The sequence below is a fragment of the Pseudonocardia humida genome, assembly GCF_023898865.1.
In the GTDB taxonomy this organism is placed as follows: Bacteria; Actinomycetota; Actinomycetes; order Mycobacteriales; family Pseudonocardiaceae; genus Pseudonocardia; species Pseudonocardia humida.
This window is the reverse complement of sequence record NZ_JAGSOV010000044.1, coordinates 17,434-32,375: the sequence shown is the minus strand read 5'-3', so window position 1 is coordinate 32,375 and position 14,942 is coordinate 17,434. Positions and strand designations below refer to the sequence as shown.

Sequence of the window (14,942 nt, the reverse complement as noted above, 5' to 3'; positions counted from 1 at the left end):
TGACCCCGAGTTGACCCCGCCGTCGGGGCGCGCCGCGGGCGCGGCTCCCGCCGTGCGCCCGCTGACCGTGCTGCTGGGCCTGCTCGCGCTGGCCGTCAACCTGCGCGCGGCGCTGGCCGGTTACCCGCCGCTGCTGGAGACCGCCCGCGAGGACCTCGCCCTGTCCGCGGGCGCGGCCGGGCTGGTGCAGTCCGGGGCGGTGCTGATGATGGCGGTCGGCTCGTTCGCCGGCTCCGCGGTCGGGCTGCGGTTCGGCCGCGAGACCGCGCTGGGCGTCGCGGTCGGCCTGGTCGCGCTGGGCAGCCTGGTCCGGGGGGTGCCTGCGCTCGGCGCGCTGGTGGCGGGCAGCCTGGTGCTGGGGCTGGGCGTGGGGCTGGCCGGGGTGCTGCTGGCCGGCGTGGTCAAGGAGCACCTGCCCGATCGGGCGGGCGCGGTGACCGGCGGCTACACGGTGTCGATGATGATCGGCGCGACGACGGCCGGGGCGGTCGCGGTGCCGCTGGCGGTGGTGCTGGGCGGCTGGTCGTTCTCGCTCGCCGTCTGGGCCGCGCCTGCGGCGCTGGCCCTCGGGCTGTGGGTGCCGGTGGCCCGACGGGCCGGGCGCCCCGCCCCGGGCTCCGCGCGGCCGGCGCCCGCGGCGCCGTGGCGCAGCTCGTTCGCCCGCCGGGTCACGGTCTACCAGCTCGGCACGTCGTCGATGTTCTACGGGGGCCTGACCTGGCTCGCGCCCTACTACGAGGGCCTGGGCTGGAGCCCGCAGGGCGCCGGGCTGCTGATCGCGGTGTGGAGCCTGGCGCAGATCCCGTCCGCCCTGGTGGTGCCGGTGCTGGCCGAGCGCAGCCGCCGCTGGCGGTTCTGGTCCGGGATCACCCTGGCCTGCGCGCTGGTCGGCGCGGTGGGGGTGCTGGCCTGGCCGCAGCCGCCGCTCGTCGGTCCGTGGGGGTGGATCGCGCTGATGGGCTTCGGCCTCGGGGCCGGCTTCCCGCTCGGGCTCAGCGTGATCGCCTGGCGCACCGCCGACGGCGCGGCCAGCGCGGCCACCAGCGGGCTGGCCCTGGGCACCGGCTACGTCTGCGCCGGGCTGGTGCCGCTGCTGATGGGCGTGCTCATCGACCTCACCGCCGGATTCGCGGCCGCGCTCGCCGTGCTGCTGGTGGCCGGGGCGGTCCAGGGCGCCGGGATCATCGCGATCGGCGACCGCCCCCCACCCGTCGAGAACGACGGGGCGGGATCACCATCGCACTGATCGATCCCCTGTCGTCGTTCTCGACGGGGAGGCGGGATCAGTTCGCGTGCAGCGCGGAGTTGAGCGCGATGCCCTCCCCGGTGCGGGCGAGCACCTCGACCGCGCCGGAGACCGAGTTGCGCCGGAACAGCAGCCCGTTGTGCCCGGACAGCGTGCGCGCGGCCACCACGTCGCCGCCGTCGACCAGCGTGACCTTGGTGCCCGCGGTCACGTAGAGGCCGGCCTCGACCACGCAGTCGTCGCCGAGGGAGATGCCGATGCCGGCGTTCGACCCGATCAGGCAGCGCCTGCCGACGGAGATGACCTCCTTGCCCCCGCCGGACAGCGTGCCCATGGCCGCCGCGCCCCCGCCGAGGTCGCTGCCGTCGCCGATCACGACCCCGGCCGAGATCCGGCCCTCGATCATGCAGGTGCCCAGCGTCCCGGCGTTGAAGTTGACGAAGCCCTCGTGCATGACGGTCGTGCCGGGGGCGAGGTGCGCGCCCAGCCGGACCCGGTCGGCGTCGGCGATCCGCACGCCGGTGGGCAGCACGTAGTCGACCATGCGGGGGAACTTGTCGACGCTGTGCACGGTCACCGGGCCGGTCGCGCGCAGCCGGGCCCGGGTGAGCTCGAAGTCGGTCACGGCGCACGGGCCCCGGTCGGTCCACACGACGTTGGCCAGCAGCCCGAACTGGCCGTCCAGGTTGGCCTCGTGCGGCGCGATCACGCGGTGGCTGAGCAGGTGCAGCCGCAGGTACACGTCGTGCGCGTCGACCGGCGGGTCGGCCAGCGACTCGATCGCCGTGCGCACAACCACGGTCTCGACGCCGCGCGCCGCGTCGACACCGGCCAGCGGCTCCAGGTCGGCCGAGCGGTCGGGCGCGTCCCGGCCCAGCGCGGGCGCCGGGAACCAGGTGTCCAGGATCGTGCCGTCCGCGGCGGTGGTGGCCAGGCCGGTCCCCGATGCGCCTTCCGGGCGCGGTGCGGTAGTCACCGCACCATCATCCCGGGTCCCCCGCGGGTACCGTGCCTGCGGTGACCGACGCCGTCATCGACCTCGACCTCACCGCCGACCCGATCGACCTCTGCGCCGCGCTCGTCGACGTCCCGAGCGTCTCCGGCGAGGAGGGGGCGCTCGCCGACGCGCTGGAGCGGGCGCTGCGCGCGCAGGCCCCGCACCTGGAGCTGCTGCGCTCGGGCCACGCGGTGCTGGCCCGGACGAACCTCGGCCGCGCGCAGCGGGTGCTGCTGGCCGGGCACATCGACACCGTGCCCATCGCCGACAACGTGCCCAGCCGGCGCGAGGGCCACCTGCTGCACGGCTGCGGCACCACCGACATGAAGTCCGGCGACGCCGTCATCGCCCACCTGGCCGCCACCCTGACCGAGCCCCGCCACGACCTCACCCTGGTCTTCTACGACTGCGAGGAGGTCGAGGCCGACCGCAACGGCCTGGGCCGCATCGAGCGCGAGCACCGCGACTGGCTCGACGCCGACCTGGCCCTGCTGGGCGAGCCGACGGCGGCCACGATCGAGGCGGGCTGCCAGGGCACGCTGCGCGTCGAGGTGACCACCCGCGGCAGGCGCGCCCACTCGGCCCGCTCCTGGCTCGGCGACAACGCCGTGCACGCCGCGGGCGGGATGCTCGACCGGCTCGCCCGCTACCGGCCGCGCCGGGTCGACATCGACGGCTGCGAGTACCGCGAGGGCCTGCAGGCCGTGCGGATCACCGGCGGGGTGGCCGGCAACGTCGTCCCCGACGAGTGCGTGGTGACGGTCAACTTCCGGTTCGCCCCCGACCGCGACGTCGCCGCCGCGGAGAAGCACGTCCGGGAGGTCCTGGACGGCTTCGACGCGGTCGTCACCGACAGCGCCCCCGGCGCGCTGCCCGGCCTGGGCGCCCCGGCCGCCCGCGAGTTCCTGGCCGCGGCCGGGGGGGCCCCGCGGGCCAAGTTCGGCTGGACCGACGTCGCCCGCTTCGCCGCGCTCGGCATCCCGGCCGTCAACTACGGCCCCGGCGACCCGAACCTGGCCCACACCCGCGAGGAGCACGTGGACACCCGGGAGATCACCGAGGTGACCGCCACCCTTCGCCGTTTCCTCACCTGACGGCGACGGGGGCGCCCCGCGGGGCCTCACTACCCTGGGCCCATGAGTGAGACCGGGGCGCCGCGCCCCGAGCAGAGCCGAGCCGCGCGCCACCCGCAGGAGAAGCAGCGCGGCCCGGTGGTGCTGCGCGGCCTGTACCGCGACGAGCCGACAACCACCGACCAGCGCCTGCTCGACTCCCGCGGGCCCAGCGACTGGGTGCACACCGACCCCTGGCGCGTGCTGCGCATCCAGGCCGAGTTCGTCGAGGGCTTCGGCGGGCTGGCCGAGGTGCCCCGGGCCGTCACGGTGTTCGGCTCGGCGCGCACCCCGCGCGACCACCCGGAGTACCAGCAGGGCGTCGTGCTCGGCGCGGCGCTGGCCGAGGCGGGCTACGCGGTGATCACCGGCGGCGGGCCGGGCGTGATGGAGGCGGCCAACCGCGGCTGCAAGGACGCCGGCGGCTTCAGCATCGGGCTGGGCATCGAGCTGCCCTTCGAGCAGGGCCTCAACGACTGGGTCGACCTGGGCATCAACTTCCGGTACTTCTTCACCCGCAAGACGATGTTCGTGAAGTACTCGCAGGCGTTCGTGTGCCTGCCCGGCGGCTTCGGCACCCTCGACGAGCTGTTCGAGGCGCTGACCCTGGTGCAGACCAAGAAGGTCACCAAGTTCCCGGTGGTGCTGCTGGGCAGCGAGTACTGGGGTGGGCTCTACGACTGGATCGCCGACAAGGTGCTCGGCGGGGGCAAGGTCGGTGAGAAGGACCTGGCCCTGCTGCACGTCACCGACGACGTCGACGACGCCGTGAAGGTCGTGCACGAGGCCTACCGGGCGTGGGAGGAAGCGCATTGAGCGAGCTTGCGAGCGAAACCTTCGACACAGCGCTCCGCGAAGCGCCGACCGAGCGCGGCGAGGGAGAGCGTTGAGTCTCTCGGTGTGCGTCTACTGCGCATCGATCGAGGGCATCGCGCCGGAGAACCGGGAGCTGGCCGCGGCGGTCGGGCGCGGGATCGCCGAGCGCGGCTGGGCCCTGGTGTCCGGCGGCGGGCGGCACTCGATGATGGGCGCCGTCGGCGCGGCGGCCCGGCTGGGCGGCGCGCGCACGACCGGGGTCATCCCGCACGCGCTGGTCGACCGGGAGTGGGCCGACCACGAGTCCGACGAGCTGCTGCTGGTCGACACCATGCGCGACCGCAAGGCGCTGATGGAGGCCCACGCCGACGCCTTCCTCGCGCTGCCCGGCGGCCTCGGCACCTGCGAGGAGCTGTTCGAGGTGTGGACGTCGGGCTACCTCGGCATGCACGCCAAGCCGGTGGTCCTGCTCGACCCGTACGGCCACTACACCGGCCTGCTCGAGTGGGTCGGCGGGCTGCGCGACCGCGGCTTCGTCGTGCCCGCGGCGATCGAGCGGCTGATCGTCACCACCGACGTCGACGCCGCGCTGGACGCGTGCGCGGCCGAGGTCGGCGAGGCCGACGTCTCGCGCATGGTCCGATGACGGCCCGGCGACGGCACGGGTGACGGCCGGGCAGCCGCCACGGCTGCGGTTCGGCACCCGGGAGCCCGCCCAGGACCGGGCGCTGGTCATGGCCATCGTCAACCGCACGCCCGACTCGTTCTACGACCGGGGCGCCGCGTTCGCCGACGACGCCGCCATGGCCAGGGTCGACGCGGTGGTGGCCGAGGGCGCCGACATCGTCGACATCGGCGGGGTCAAGGCCGGTCCCGGCCCCGACGTCGACGTGGGCGAGGAGATCCGCCGGGTGGTGCCGTTCGTGGCGGCCGTCCGCGACCGCCACCCCGACCTGGTGATCAGCGTGGACACCTGGCGCGCCGAGGTCGGCAGGCTCGCCGTGGCCGAGGGCGCCGACCTGCTCAACGACACCTGGGCCGGGCACGACCCCGGCCTGGGCGAGGTCGCCGCCGCGACCGGCGTCGGCATCGTCTGCTCGCACACCGGGGCCGCGCGGCCGCGCACCCGGCCGCACCGCGTCCGCTACGCCGACGTCGTCGCCGAGGTGATCGACGAGGTGTGCGGGCAGGCGGAGCGGCTCGCGGCGCTGGGCGTGCCGCGCGAGGGCATCCTCATCGACCCCACCCACGACTTCGGCAAGAACACCTTCCACGGCCTGGCCCTGCTGCGCCGCTGCGCCGACCTGGTCGCCACCGGCTGGCCGGTGCTGATGGCCCTGTCGAACAAGGACTTCGTCGGCGAGGCGCTGGGCGTCACGGCCGTCACCGACCGGCTGGAGGGCACCCTGGCGGCCACCGCGCTGGCCGCCGCGGCCGGCGCCCGGATCTTCCGCGCGCACGAGGTGACCGCGACCCGTCGTACGGTGGACATGGTCGCCGCCATCACCGGCACCCGTCCGCCGCGGCGGACGGTGCGCGGGCTGGCCTGACGCGCCCCGGCAGCGCCGCCGGTCTCCCCGGACCGGACGAGCAGCCAGGAGTGCCCATGGACGCCGTGACCGAGCAGTGGTTCGCCCGCCGCACGTGGCAGGAACCGTCGTGGACCGTCGACGAGCTGGTGGCGGCCAAGGCGGGCCGCCGGGTGTCGGTGGTGCTGCCCGCGCTCGACGAGGAGGCGACGGTCGGCGCGATCGTCGCGGCCATCGTCGGGCTGACCACGGGCCCGGCCCCGCTGGTCGACGAGCTCGTCGTGGTCGACTCCGGCTCGACCGACCGCACCGTCGAGGTGGCGGCCGCGGCAGGCGCGCGCGTCGTGCTGCGCACCGACGTCCTGGCCGACCTGGAGCCGCGCGAGGGCAAGGGCGAGGTGCTGTGGCGCTCGCTGGCCGCCACCACCGGCGACGTCATCTGCTACATCGACTCCGACCTCGTCGACTTCGACCCCGGCTTCGTCCCGGCGCTGCTCGGCCCGCTGCTGGTCGAGACGGGCGTCGAGCTGGTCAAGGGCTTCTACCGGCGCCCGCTGCGGCTGGAGACCACCCAGGCCGACACGGGCGGCGGCCGCGTCACCGAGCTGCTGGTCCGCCCGCTGCTGGCCGCGCTGCGCCCCGAGCTCGCCGGCGTCGTTCAACCGCTGGGCGGCGAGTACGCCGGCACCCGCGCGCTGCTGGAGTCGGTGCCGTTCGCCGCGGGCTACGGGGTGGAGATCGGCCTGCTGCTCGACACCTTCGAGCGCACCGGCGTCGACGGCATCGCCCAGGTCAACCTGGGGGTGCGCAAGCACCGCAACCGGTCGCTGGTGCAGCTGGGCGCGATGGCCCGCCAGATCCTGGCCGCGGCGCTCGGCCGGCTCGGCGTGCCGGACGCCGGCGGCGCACTCGTGCAGTTCCTGCAGGTCGACGGCGAGTGGCTGGCGACCTCCACCCCGGTCGCCGTGGCCGACCGACCCCCGATGCGCGAGGTCCTCGTCCGCTGAGGCCGGCGGGCGGCGCCATCCGGGCGGGCGACGGGCCGCGCGTTCACACCGGCTTGTCAGGTGTCCGTGGTGAGATGAACACCGTGGGTACGGCGCTGATCTACCTCCTGGTCATCGCCGCCGTCGCGGCGGCGGTCTTCGGGCTGTCCGCGCTCGTGTTCGGGCGGGGGGAGGAGCTGTCCGCGCTGCCCCCCGGGGCCACGCCCACCCGGCTGCCCGCGGGAGAGGTCCACGGGCGCGACGTCCGCGACCTGCGCTTCCAGCAGGTCGTGCGGGGCTACCGGATGGACGAGGTCGACTGGGCCCTGGGCCGGCTGGCCGACGAGCTCGACCGGGGCGCCCTGGAGCGGGCCGAGCTGGCGGCGCGGGTGCGGGAGCTGGAGTCGCGGGTGGGCGCGGAGCGCAGCGCGGCCGTCAACGGAACGACGAGCGCCCACCGCGCGGGCGAGGAGGGCGAGGCGTGAGACGTCCCGCGGAGATCACCGTCACCGTCGACGTCGACGCCCCCGCCGAGGCCGTCTGGGACGCCGTCACCGACTGGCCCGGTCAGGGCCGCTGGATGCTCGGCACGCGCGTCTCGGTCGACGGGCCCGGCGACGGGCGCCACCTGGGGGCCCGGATGACCGCGGTCACCGGCGTCGGCCCGCTCGGGGTCGCCGACCGGATGGAGATCGTGCGGTGGGAGCCGCCGCACCGCTGCGACGTGCGCCACCTGGGGCGCGTCATCCGCGGCGAGGGCGTCTTCGAGGTGGTGGAGCTGGCGCCGGAGCGGTCCCGGTTCGTCTGGACCGAGCTGCTCGACCTGCCCCTCGGGGCCCTGGGCCGGCTGGGCTGGCCGGTCGTGCGGCCGGCGATGCGCTGGGGGGTGCGGTACTCGCTGCGCCGGATGGCCCGCCAGGTCGAGGCGGCGCGGAGGGCGCCCGGTGGGTGAGCCGCAGCGCTGCGCCTGGGCGACGAGCGCCCCGGACTACATCGCCTACCACGACGACGAGTGGGGCCGACCCCTGCACGGGGTCACGGCGCTGTTCGAGCGGCTGAGCCTGGAGGCCTTCCAGTCGGGGCTGTCCTGGCTGGTCATCCTGCGCAAGCGCCCGGCGTTCCGGGCGGCCTTCGCCGGGTTCGACCCGGCGGTGGTGGCCGCGTTCGGGCCCGCCGACGTCCAGCGCCTGCTCGGCGACGCCGGCATCGTCCGCAACCGGGCCAAGATCGAGGCCACGATCCACAACGCCGGGCGGGTGCTGGAGCTCGACGTCCCGCTCGACGAGCTGCTCTGGTCGTTCGCGCCCGACCCGACCACACGCGTACGACCCGCCGCGATGGGCGACGTGCCGGCGACCACACCGGAGTCGACGGCGATGGCCCGCGAGCTCAAGCGCCGGGGGCTGCGCTTCGTCGGACCGACCACCTGCTACGCGCTGATGCAGGCCGCCGGCCTGGTCGACGACCACGTCCAGGGGTGTTGGCGCGCAGTGACGCCGTAGTCGCAGAGGGTGAACGCTTCGGCGAGTTGATCGCTCCCGCTTCGCCCGCGTCCGACTGATGGGGAAAGATGTTCGCAGCATCCCCGCCGCGCGCTCTCCCCGCGTTGCGGCACCCTGCAACGACGATGGAGGAGGCAGGAGATGGCGGCGATGAAGCCCCGGACCGGTGACGGTCCCCTGGAGGTGACCAAGGAGGGTCGGGGCATCGTGATGCGCGTTCCCCTCGAGGGCGGAGGTCGACTGGTCGTCGAGATGTCGGCCGAGGAGGCCAGCGACCTCGGCGACGCCCTCAAGGCCGCTGCCGGCTGAACGACCCCGGGCCCGCGGCGGTGCGGGCTCCCACGACACGTTAACGGCACTCCCGTGCGGTTCGCCCGCGCGGGGGTGCCGTTCGCGTTTGCCCCGGCCGGTCGGTCGGTTCGATCGCAGGTCCGGCGCGCGTCAGGCGTGGACGGTGCGGCGCTCGTCGAGCTGTACGAGCTCGATGGTGACCGAGCCGCACGGGCAGCGCCGGTAGCGCACCCACCCCTCGGACGTGTGGTGCGTCGAGAGCACGGCGCCCTCGGTCGTCGGCCATCCGCACCGCGCGCAGGACGCTGCCGCGGGCTCCTCCCGGTAAGCTGTGTTCACTCTTCACATCTTACATCCATCGGCGCCCCGGAGTAATTGTTAAATGGACTTCATCGGTTACCGCAGCGACGCGCTGGGAGCCGCCGTCGCGCTGGTGAACGCGATCTCGCGGACCCGCGGCGAGCCGGCCGAGGACAAGCCGGCCCCCGACCGCATGCGCGCCGTGCTGCGGGAGGCCAACTTCCTGGCCGCGCGGGCGCCCGCCTCGGTCGAGCCCGCCATGCGGGCATGGGCGCGCCGGCTGCGCACCGTCTTCGACGCCCCCGACCTGGACGCCGCCGCGGCCGCGGTCAACGGGCTGCTGGCCGACGTCACCGTCGAACCGCACCTGTCCGGCCACGACGGACAGCCGTGGCACCTGCACTACTCGCCGCCGGAGGCCGACCTCGTCGAGCGGGTCCGGGCCACCACGGCGTTCGCGCTGGCGATGCTGGTCTCCGAGTACGGCGTCGACCGCCACGGCAGGTGCGCGGCCGATGGCTGCGAGCGGGTCTTCGCCGACACCTCCCGCAACGCCGCCCGCCGCTACTGCTCCGGGCCCTGCGCCAACCGCTCGGCCGTGGCCGCCCACCGCGCCCGGGTCAGGGGCCGGGCGTGACGCCCCGCCCACGACCTCAGGGCAGCAGGCCCCGGTAGATCTCCACCGTCCGTGCCGCCGCCTGCGTCCAGGCGAACTCCCGCACGGCGCGCTCGCGGCCCGCGGCGCCCATCGCCGCCGCCCGCGCCGGGTCGGCCAGCAGCGCGTTCACCGCGGCGGCCAGCCCCGAGCGGAACTCCTCGACCCCGTGCTCGTCGAAGTGCACCAGCAGCCCCGTCTCGCCGTCGGCCACCACCTCGGGGATGCCGCCGACGTCGGAGGCCACCACCGCGGTGCCGCAGCCCATCGCCTCCAGGTTGACGATGCCCAGCGGCTCGTACACCGACGGGCACACGAACACCGTCGCCGCCGACAGGAGCTGGCGGACGTCGGCCGTGGGCAGCATCCCGCGCACCCAGACGACGTGCCGGCGGGCCGCGCTCAGCTCGGCCACCGCCCGCTCGGTCTCCTCGGCGATCTCGCGGGTGTCCGGGGCGCCCGCGCAGAGCACGATCTGCGCCTCGGGGTCGATGTGGTGGGCCGCGGCCACCAGGTGGCCCACGCCCTTCTGGCGGGTGATCCGGCCCACGAACACCACGCTCGGGCGGTCGGGGTCGACGCCGGCGCGCAGCAGCGCGTCCCGGGCCGGGTCGGGCTGGTAGAAGCCGGTGTCGATGCCGTTGTGCACGACGTGCACGCGGGCCGGGTCGAGCGCCGGGTAGCAGTCGAGCACGTCGCGGCGCATGCCCTCGCTGACCGCGATCACGGCGTCGGCCGACTCGTAGGCCGTGCGCTCCACCCACGACGACAACCGGTAGCCGCCGCCGAGCTGCTCGGCCTTCCACGGCCGGCGCGGCTCCAGCGAGTGCGCCGTCACGACGTGCGGGACGCCGTGCAGGACCTTGGCCAGGTGCCCGGCCATGTTGGCGTACCAGGTGTGCGAGTGGGCCAGGTCGACCCCGCCCAGCCCGGCCACCATCGACAGGTCGACGCCGAGGGTCTGCAGCGCCGGGTTGGCCTCCTCCAGCGCGGACGGCGGCTGGTAGGCGCGCACCGCGATCCCCGGCGGCGCCGGGCGCGGCTCGCCGAAGCAGTGCACCTCCACGTCGACCAGCCCGGCCAGGGCCGGCGCCAGGTACTCGACGTGCACTCCCGCCCCGCCGTAGACGTCCGGGGGGAACTCTCGGGTGAGCAGGCCGATCCGCACGCGGCGACGGTAGCCCCTGGAGGGTGCCGCGAGGGGGGGTTTGCCCGCACCGAGTTCGCCCACCCGACATCCGCTCCGTGTGGCCCTCCCGCACGGTCGCGCACTACTGTCGGCCAGGTGACGACGCTGCCGACCGGTCCGGAACCCGCGACGAGCGCGGTGAGCACCACGGGCCCCGTCATCGTGGGGTGGACCGCATGACCGGCGCACGCACCACCGTCGCCCTCCCGCAGGGCTTCTCGGCCAACGTGCTGGGCATCGTCCTCGCCGGTGGCGAGGGCAAGCGGCTGTGGCCGCTCACCGCCGACCGGGCCAAGCCCGCCGTGCCCTTCGGCGGCAACTACCGGCTCATCGACTTCGTGCTGTCCAACCTGGTCAACGCCGGGCTGCACCGCATCTGCGTGCTCACGCAGTACAAGTCGCACTCGCTCGACCGCCACATCTCCACCACGTGGCGGCTGTCCAGCGTGCTGGGGCAGTACATCACCACCGTCCCGGCCCAGCAGCGGCTCGGGCGCCGCTGGTACACCGGCAGCGCCGACGCGATCTACCAGAGCCTCAACCTCGTCTACGACGAGCACCCCGACTACATCGCGGTGTTCGGCGCCGACCACGTCTACCGCATGGACCCCAGCCAGATGCTGGCCCAGCACGTGGCCAGCGGCGCCGGGTGCACGGTGGCCGGCATCCGGGTGCCGCGCGCCGAGGCCAAGGCCTTCGGCGTGATCAACTCCGACGCCGACGGGCACATCACCGAGTTCCTGGAGAAGCCCTCCGAGCCGCCCGGCACCCCCGACGACCCCGACGTCACCTTCGCCTCCATGGGCAACTACATCTTCACCACCGAGGCCCTGCTCGACGCCCTGCGCGCCGACGCCGAGGACGACGACTCCGACCACGACATGGGCGGCGACATCATCCCGCGCATGGTCGACCAGGGCGACGCGTACGTGTACGACTTCGCCGACAACGTCGTCCCCGGCGCCACCGACCGCGACGCAGGCTACTGGCGCGACGTCGGCACCCTCGACGCCTACTACGAGGCCCACACCGACCTCGTCTCGGTGCACCCCATCTTCAACCTCTACAACGAGCGCTGGCCCATCCGCACGGCCTCCGCCCCGCTGCCCCCGGCCAAGTTCGTCGAGGGCGGCATCGCCCAGGACTCGATCGTCGGCGCGGGCACGATCATCTCCGGCGCCATCGTCCGCCGCTCGGTGATCAGCCCCAACGTCCGCATCGAAGCCGGCGCCGAGGTGTCCGACTCGGTCGTCCTCCCGGGCACCCGGGTGGGCCGCGGGGCCGTGGTCCGCGGGGCGATCCTGGACAAGAACGTGTCGGTGCCCGACGGAGCCCTCGTCGGCGTCGACCTCTCCCTCGACCGCGCCAGGTACACGGTCAGCCAGGGCGGCGTCGTCGTGATCGGCAAGGGCGCCACCGCGCTCTGAGCCCTCCGCACGCACGAGAGCGACTCTCGTTGCGCTGGGCGGGACGAGAGCCACTCTCGTCCGCTTTGGTGGGGTGCGCTCCGCGACCGCGGACCGCGCACACCCACCGGCCACCGCGCGCCCCTACTCTCCACCGCGCACATGTCGGGACGTGTGCGCGGTGGCCACCCGGTGCGCGCGGTGCCCCGGGACCCCCGCCGAAGCCCGCCATCTCCCCCGGCAGCCCCCCGGAGAAGTGCCCCCTGCTGGAGCCGAGGCCCGCCGGAGGCGCTCTTCACCCCGCCTTCGACGCGCTCTTCTCCCGGAGCGGACCCGCGCGGACGCCTTCAGTAGGCAGGGACGTTGCGGGGTGGCGTGCCCAGCCTCGGGCGAGCGAGTGGGTCGAAGGCGGGGTGAGAGGCGCTTACGCGGCGGGCGACCTCAGATCAAGCAGGGGCCTCGGGAGGGGAGTGGCGCTGCGCGCCGTCGCGCCTGGCCTCACCTCGCGCCGCTGGCGCGGCGCATCGGCCGAGCGAGAGGGGCACTCGGCCAACCCCGTTGAGCGAGGTGCGCGCTCGCTCAACGTCCGTCGGGAAGGCGGGGGTGGGGAGGGTCAGGTCTTCTTGACCGCGGCCAGGAGGCCGTTGCCCAGCGGGAGCAGCATCGGGACCAGGCGGTCGTCGCTGCGGACCTGGCGGGCGGCTTCGCGCAGCAGGACGGGGGCGGGGGCGTCGGAGTCGGGGTCGGGGACGCCGGTCGCCAGGGCGTGGTTCAGGACCACGATGCCGCCGTTGCGCAGCAGGCGCACGGCCTCGTCGAGGTAGCGGGGGTGGTCGGTCGGGTCGGTGTCGATGAAGACCAGGTCGTAGCCGCCGTCGGTGAGGCGGGGGAGGACCTCCAGGCCCAGGCCGTTGATCAGCCTCAGCCGGGACGGGCCGTGCCCGCCCGCGGTGAACGCCCTGCGGGCCACCCGTTGGAACTCGGGGTCGATGTCGATCGAGGTGAGGACGCCGTCGGGGGTCATGCCGCGCAGCAGCCACAGGCCGCTCAGGCCGGCCCCGGTGCCGATCTCCACGACGGCCTTGGCGTTGATCGTGGCGGCGAGGAACCGCAGGCCCGCGCCCGCCCCCGGGCTCACCGGGGTGCTGCCGAGCTGGGTGGCGGCGTCGCGCGCGGCGAGCAGCACCTCGTCCTCGGCGAGGTAGTCCTCGGTGTGGTCGCGCAGCGACCACGGGTCGACGGACCCGTCCGGATGGCCGGTCATGGTCGAAGGCTACTGCCCGGTCCCCCCGGGACCCGCGCAACCTGGCCCGGACGGGTGCATCTGTGACTTCACAGGTTCCTCTCAGACCGTTCTCACCCTCCCATCACGGGGAACGGGCAGTCTGATGGCATCGGTCGGGGTCGTCGACCGGTGAGGGGCCGGGGAACAAGTGTGGCCGGTCCTTCGTTCGGCGGATGGCACGACCCGCTGCAGGAGGTGCGACCCAGGATGATCGAGGGCCCCGTCACGGCGCCGAGCGGCGTCGTGTTGCCCGGCGAGGACGCCGAATGGACGCCGCCGAGCTGGGACGAGGTCGTCCGGGACCACGCCGACCGCGTCTACCGGCTCGCCTACCGGCTCACCGGCAACCCGCACGACGCCGAGGACCTCACCCAGGAGACGTTCGTCCGGGTGTTCCGCTCGCTGGCGTCCTACCGGCCCGGCACGTTCGAGGGCTGGCTGCACCGGATCACGACGAACCTCTTCCTCGACATGGTCCGCAGGCGCACGCGCATCCGCATGGAGGCGCTGCCCGACGACTCCGACCGCATCCCGGGCCTCGGCCCGGAGCCCGAGCAGGTCTTCTCCGACACCCACCTCGACCCGATGCTGCAGGCCGCGCTCGACGAGCTGCCGCCGGAGTTCCGGGCCGCCGTCGTCCTGTGCGACGTGGAGGGGCTGTCGTACGAGGAGATCGGCGCCACCCTCGGGGTGAAGCTGGGTACCGTGCGGAGCAGGATCCACCGCGGCCGGGCGGCGCTGCGCGCGTCGCTGGAGCGCCACCGCGCCGCGGCCGCGAGCGAGTCGGGGAAGTCCGCCGAGGAGCCGGAGCTGGAGGAGGTCCACGGGTGAGCGAGGGGCGCTGGCGGATCACGGTCACGGCTCCGGACTGGGGAGAGGACCACCTGACCCTGGACGCCATCGTGGCCTTCGTCGACGACGAGCTCGACGCGGGCCCCCGCGAGCGCGCCACCCGGCACGCCGCGAGCTGCCGCGAGTGCGCGGCCGAGGTCGTGGCGCAGACGCAGGCCCGCGTGGCGCTGCGCACCGCGGCCGGGCCGCAGCTGCCGTCCTCGCTGCTGTCGTCCCTGCGCTCCATCCCGCAGCACGCCGATCTGCCCGCCGCCCCCGCCGACCTGGCGCTGAGCGAGGACGGCCAGTTCGTCACCCGTGCGCGTCCCGAGCGGCCCGAGCGCGCCGCCATTCGCACCCGTTCCACCGCGCTCTCCGCGCAGCGCGCGACACCGCCCGCCGCGCAGACCGACGTCGTCGAGCCCGCGGAGCACGTCGCCCCGGCCGGCCTGGACCGGCGCACCGCCGCCGACCACGGCAGGCGCCGCCCGGTCCCGCGCGGCATCCGGCTCGGCACCGGCGTCGCGGTGTCCGGGCTCGCGCTCGGCGCGCTGGCCTTCGGCGCCGGGGGCACCGCCTCGTCGTCGACCCCCGCGCCCCCCACGGAGCGCGGCGTGCTGGGCGGTTCGGTGCTCGGCCCCGGGGTCGTCGACGCGCGGCTGCGGTTCGGCAGCCAGTCCTCCCGCGGCGAGGCCACCCTCGACGGGCGGGGCGAGGTGCCCGACGGGCCCGCTGCCCTGCGCGCCATCTGGTAGTCGGCTACGCGGACTTCACCGCCGCTGGGGCAGTGTTGGCCC

General features: G+C 74.9%; 18 protein-coding genes. 14 read left to right on the top strand and 4 right to left on the bottom strand.

Annotated features, from left to right (window positions below; genetic code table 11):
• The first annotated feature begins 10 nt into the window (after positions 1–10).
• Positions 11–1,246 (top strand): MFS transporter, encoded by a 1,236-nt coding sequence (locus KDL28_RS21270; RefSeq protein ID WP_252441208.1) that lies wholly within the window; start codon positions 11–13, stop codon positions 1,244–1,246.
• Positions 1,247–1,283: 37 nt separating this feature from the next.
• On the opposite strand, the gene dapD is transcribed toward KDL28_RS21270, so the two are convergent.
• Complete coding sequence (gene dapD, locus KDL28_RS21265) at positions 1,284–2,222, bottom strand: 2,3,4,5-tetrahydropyridine-2,6-dicarboxylate N-succinyltransferase (protein WP_252441207.1); 939 nt, start codon at positions 2,220–2,222, stop codon at positions 1,284–1,286.
• Positions 2,223–2,263: 41 nt separating this feature from the next.
• Between dapD and dapE the strand changes: the two genes are divergently transcribed.
• From dapE to KDL28_RS21220, 9 genes are all read left to right on the top strand, one after another.
• Positions 2,264–3,337: a succinyl-diaminopimelate desuccinylase gene (gene dapE / locus KDL28_RS21260; RefSeq protein ID WP_252441206.1), complete on the top strand. Its 1,074-nt coding sequence runs from the start codon at positions 2,264–2,266 to the stop codon at positions 3,335–3,337.
• Between the two features lie 42 nt (positions 3,338–3,379).
• Positions 3,380–4,171 (top strand): LOG family protein, encoded by a 792-nt coding sequence (locus tag KDL28_RS21255; protein ID WP_252441205.1) that lies wholly within the window; start codon positions 3,380–3,382, stop codon positions 4,169–4,171.
• Between the two features lie 70 nt (positions 4,172–4,241).
• Positions 4,242–4,817, top strand: coding sequence for an LOG family protein (locus KDL28_RS21250; protein ID WP_252441204.1), 576 nt, complete (start codon positions 4,242–4,244; stop codon positions 4,815–4,817).
• Between the two features lie 88 nt (positions 4,818–4,905).
• A complete protein-coding gene (gene folP / locus KDL28_RS21245) occupies positions 4,906–5,721 on the top strand; it encodes a dihydropteroate synthase (protein WP_252441262.1) in 816 nt (271 codons plus the stop codon).
• A gap of 56 nt (positions 5,722–5,777) precedes the next feature.
• Positions 5,778–6,707: a glucosyl-3-phosphoglycerate synthase gene (locus KDL28_RS21240; RefSeq protein WP_256502306.1), complete on the top strand. Its 930-nt coding sequence runs from the start codon at positions 5,778–5,780 to the stop codon at positions 6,705–6,707.
• 74 nt (positions 6,708–6,781) lie between these two features.
• Complete coding sequence (locus KDL28_RS21235) at positions 6,782–7,171, top strand: DivIVA domain-containing protein (RefSeq protein WP_256502305.1); 390 nt, start codon at positions 6,782–6,784, stop codon at positions 7,169–7,171.
• Complete coding sequence (locus KDL28_RS21230; protein WP_252441203.1) at positions 7,168–7,638, top strand: SRPBCC family protein; 471 nt, start codon at positions 7,168–7,170, stop codon at positions 7,636–7,638. Before KDL28_RS21235 ends, KDL28_RS21230 begins: the two co-directional genes overlap by 4 nt.
• Entirely contained in the window at positions 7,631–8,188 is a 558-nt protein-coding gene (locus KDL28_RS21225) for a DNA-3-methyladenine glycosylase I (RefSeq protein ID WP_252441202.1), read from the top strand. Before KDL28_RS21230 ends, KDL28_RS21225 begins: the two co-directional genes overlap by 8 nt.
• Before the next feature lie 141 nt (positions 8,189–8,329).
• Complete coding sequence (locus KDL28_RS21220) at positions 8,330–8,497, top strand: DUF3117 domain-containing protein (RefSeq protein ID WP_075944083.1); 168 nt, start codon at positions 8,330–8,332, stop codon at positions 8,495–8,497.
• Positions 8,498–8,629: 132 nt separating this feature from the next.
• Here KDL28_RS21220 and KDL28_RS21215 read toward each other — a convergent pair whose 3' ends face one another.
• Positions 8,630–8,818 (bottom strand): hypothetical protein, encoded by a 189-nt coding sequence (locus KDL28_RS21215; RefSeq protein ID WP_252441201.1) that lies wholly within the window; start codon positions 8,816–8,818, stop codon positions 8,630–8,632.
• 43 nt (positions 8,819–8,861) lie between these two features.
• Here KDL28_RS21215 and KDL28_RS21210 point away from each other — a divergent pair, with 43 nt between their 5' ends.
• Entirely contained in the window at positions 8,862–9,416 is a 555-nt protein-coding gene (locus KDL28_RS21210) for a CGNR zinc finger domain-containing protein (RefSeq protein ID WP_252441200.1), read from the top strand.
• A 16-nt stretch (positions 9,417–9,432) separates the two neighbouring features.
• Here the strand turns inward: KDL28_RS21210 and glgA are convergent, their stop codons facing one another.
• Complete coding sequence (gene glgA, locus KDL28_RS21205; RefSeq protein ID WP_252441199.1) at positions 9,433–10,602, bottom strand: glycogen synthase; 1,170 nt, start codon at positions 10,600–10,602, stop codon at positions 9,433–9,435.
• 197 nt (positions 10,603–10,799) lie between these two features.
• Between glgA and glgC the strand changes: the two genes are divergently transcribed.
• Positions 10,800–12,050: a glucose-1-phosphate adenylyltransferase gene (glgC, locus tag KDL28_RS21200; protein WP_252441198.1), complete on the top strand. Its 1,251-nt coding sequence runs from the start codon at positions 10,800–10,802 to the stop codon at positions 12,048–12,050.
• A 592-nt stretch (positions 12,051–12,642) separates the two neighbouring features.
• On the opposite strand, the gene KDL28_RS21195 is transcribed toward glgC, so the two are convergent.
• Positions 12,643–13,293, bottom strand: coding sequence for an O-methyltransferase (locus KDL28_RS21195; RefSeq protein WP_252441197.1), 651 nt, complete (start codon positions 13,291–13,293; stop codon positions 12,643–12,645).
• A gap of 228 nt (positions 13,294–13,521) precedes the next feature.
• Between KDL28_RS21195 and sigE the strand changes: the two genes are divergently transcribed.
• Together sigE and KDL28_RS21185 are read left to right on the top strand one after the other, a co-directional pair.
• The gene (sigE, locus tag KDL28_RS21190) at positions 13,522–14,145 is read left to right on the top strand and encodes an RNA polymerase sigma factor SigE (RefSeq protein ID WP_252441196.1); all 624 of its coding nucleotides are present in this window, start codon (positions 13,522–13,524) and stop codon (positions 14,143–14,145) included.
• Positions 14,142–14,900 (top strand): anti-sigma factor, encoded by a 759-nt coding sequence (locus KDL28_RS21185; RefSeq protein WP_252441195.1) that lies wholly within the window; start codon positions 14,142–14,144, stop codon positions 14,898–14,900. The genes sigE and KDL28_RS21185 overlap by 4 nt, the downstream gene beginning before the upstream one ends.
• Positions 14,901–14,942 lie beyond the last annotated feature (42 nt).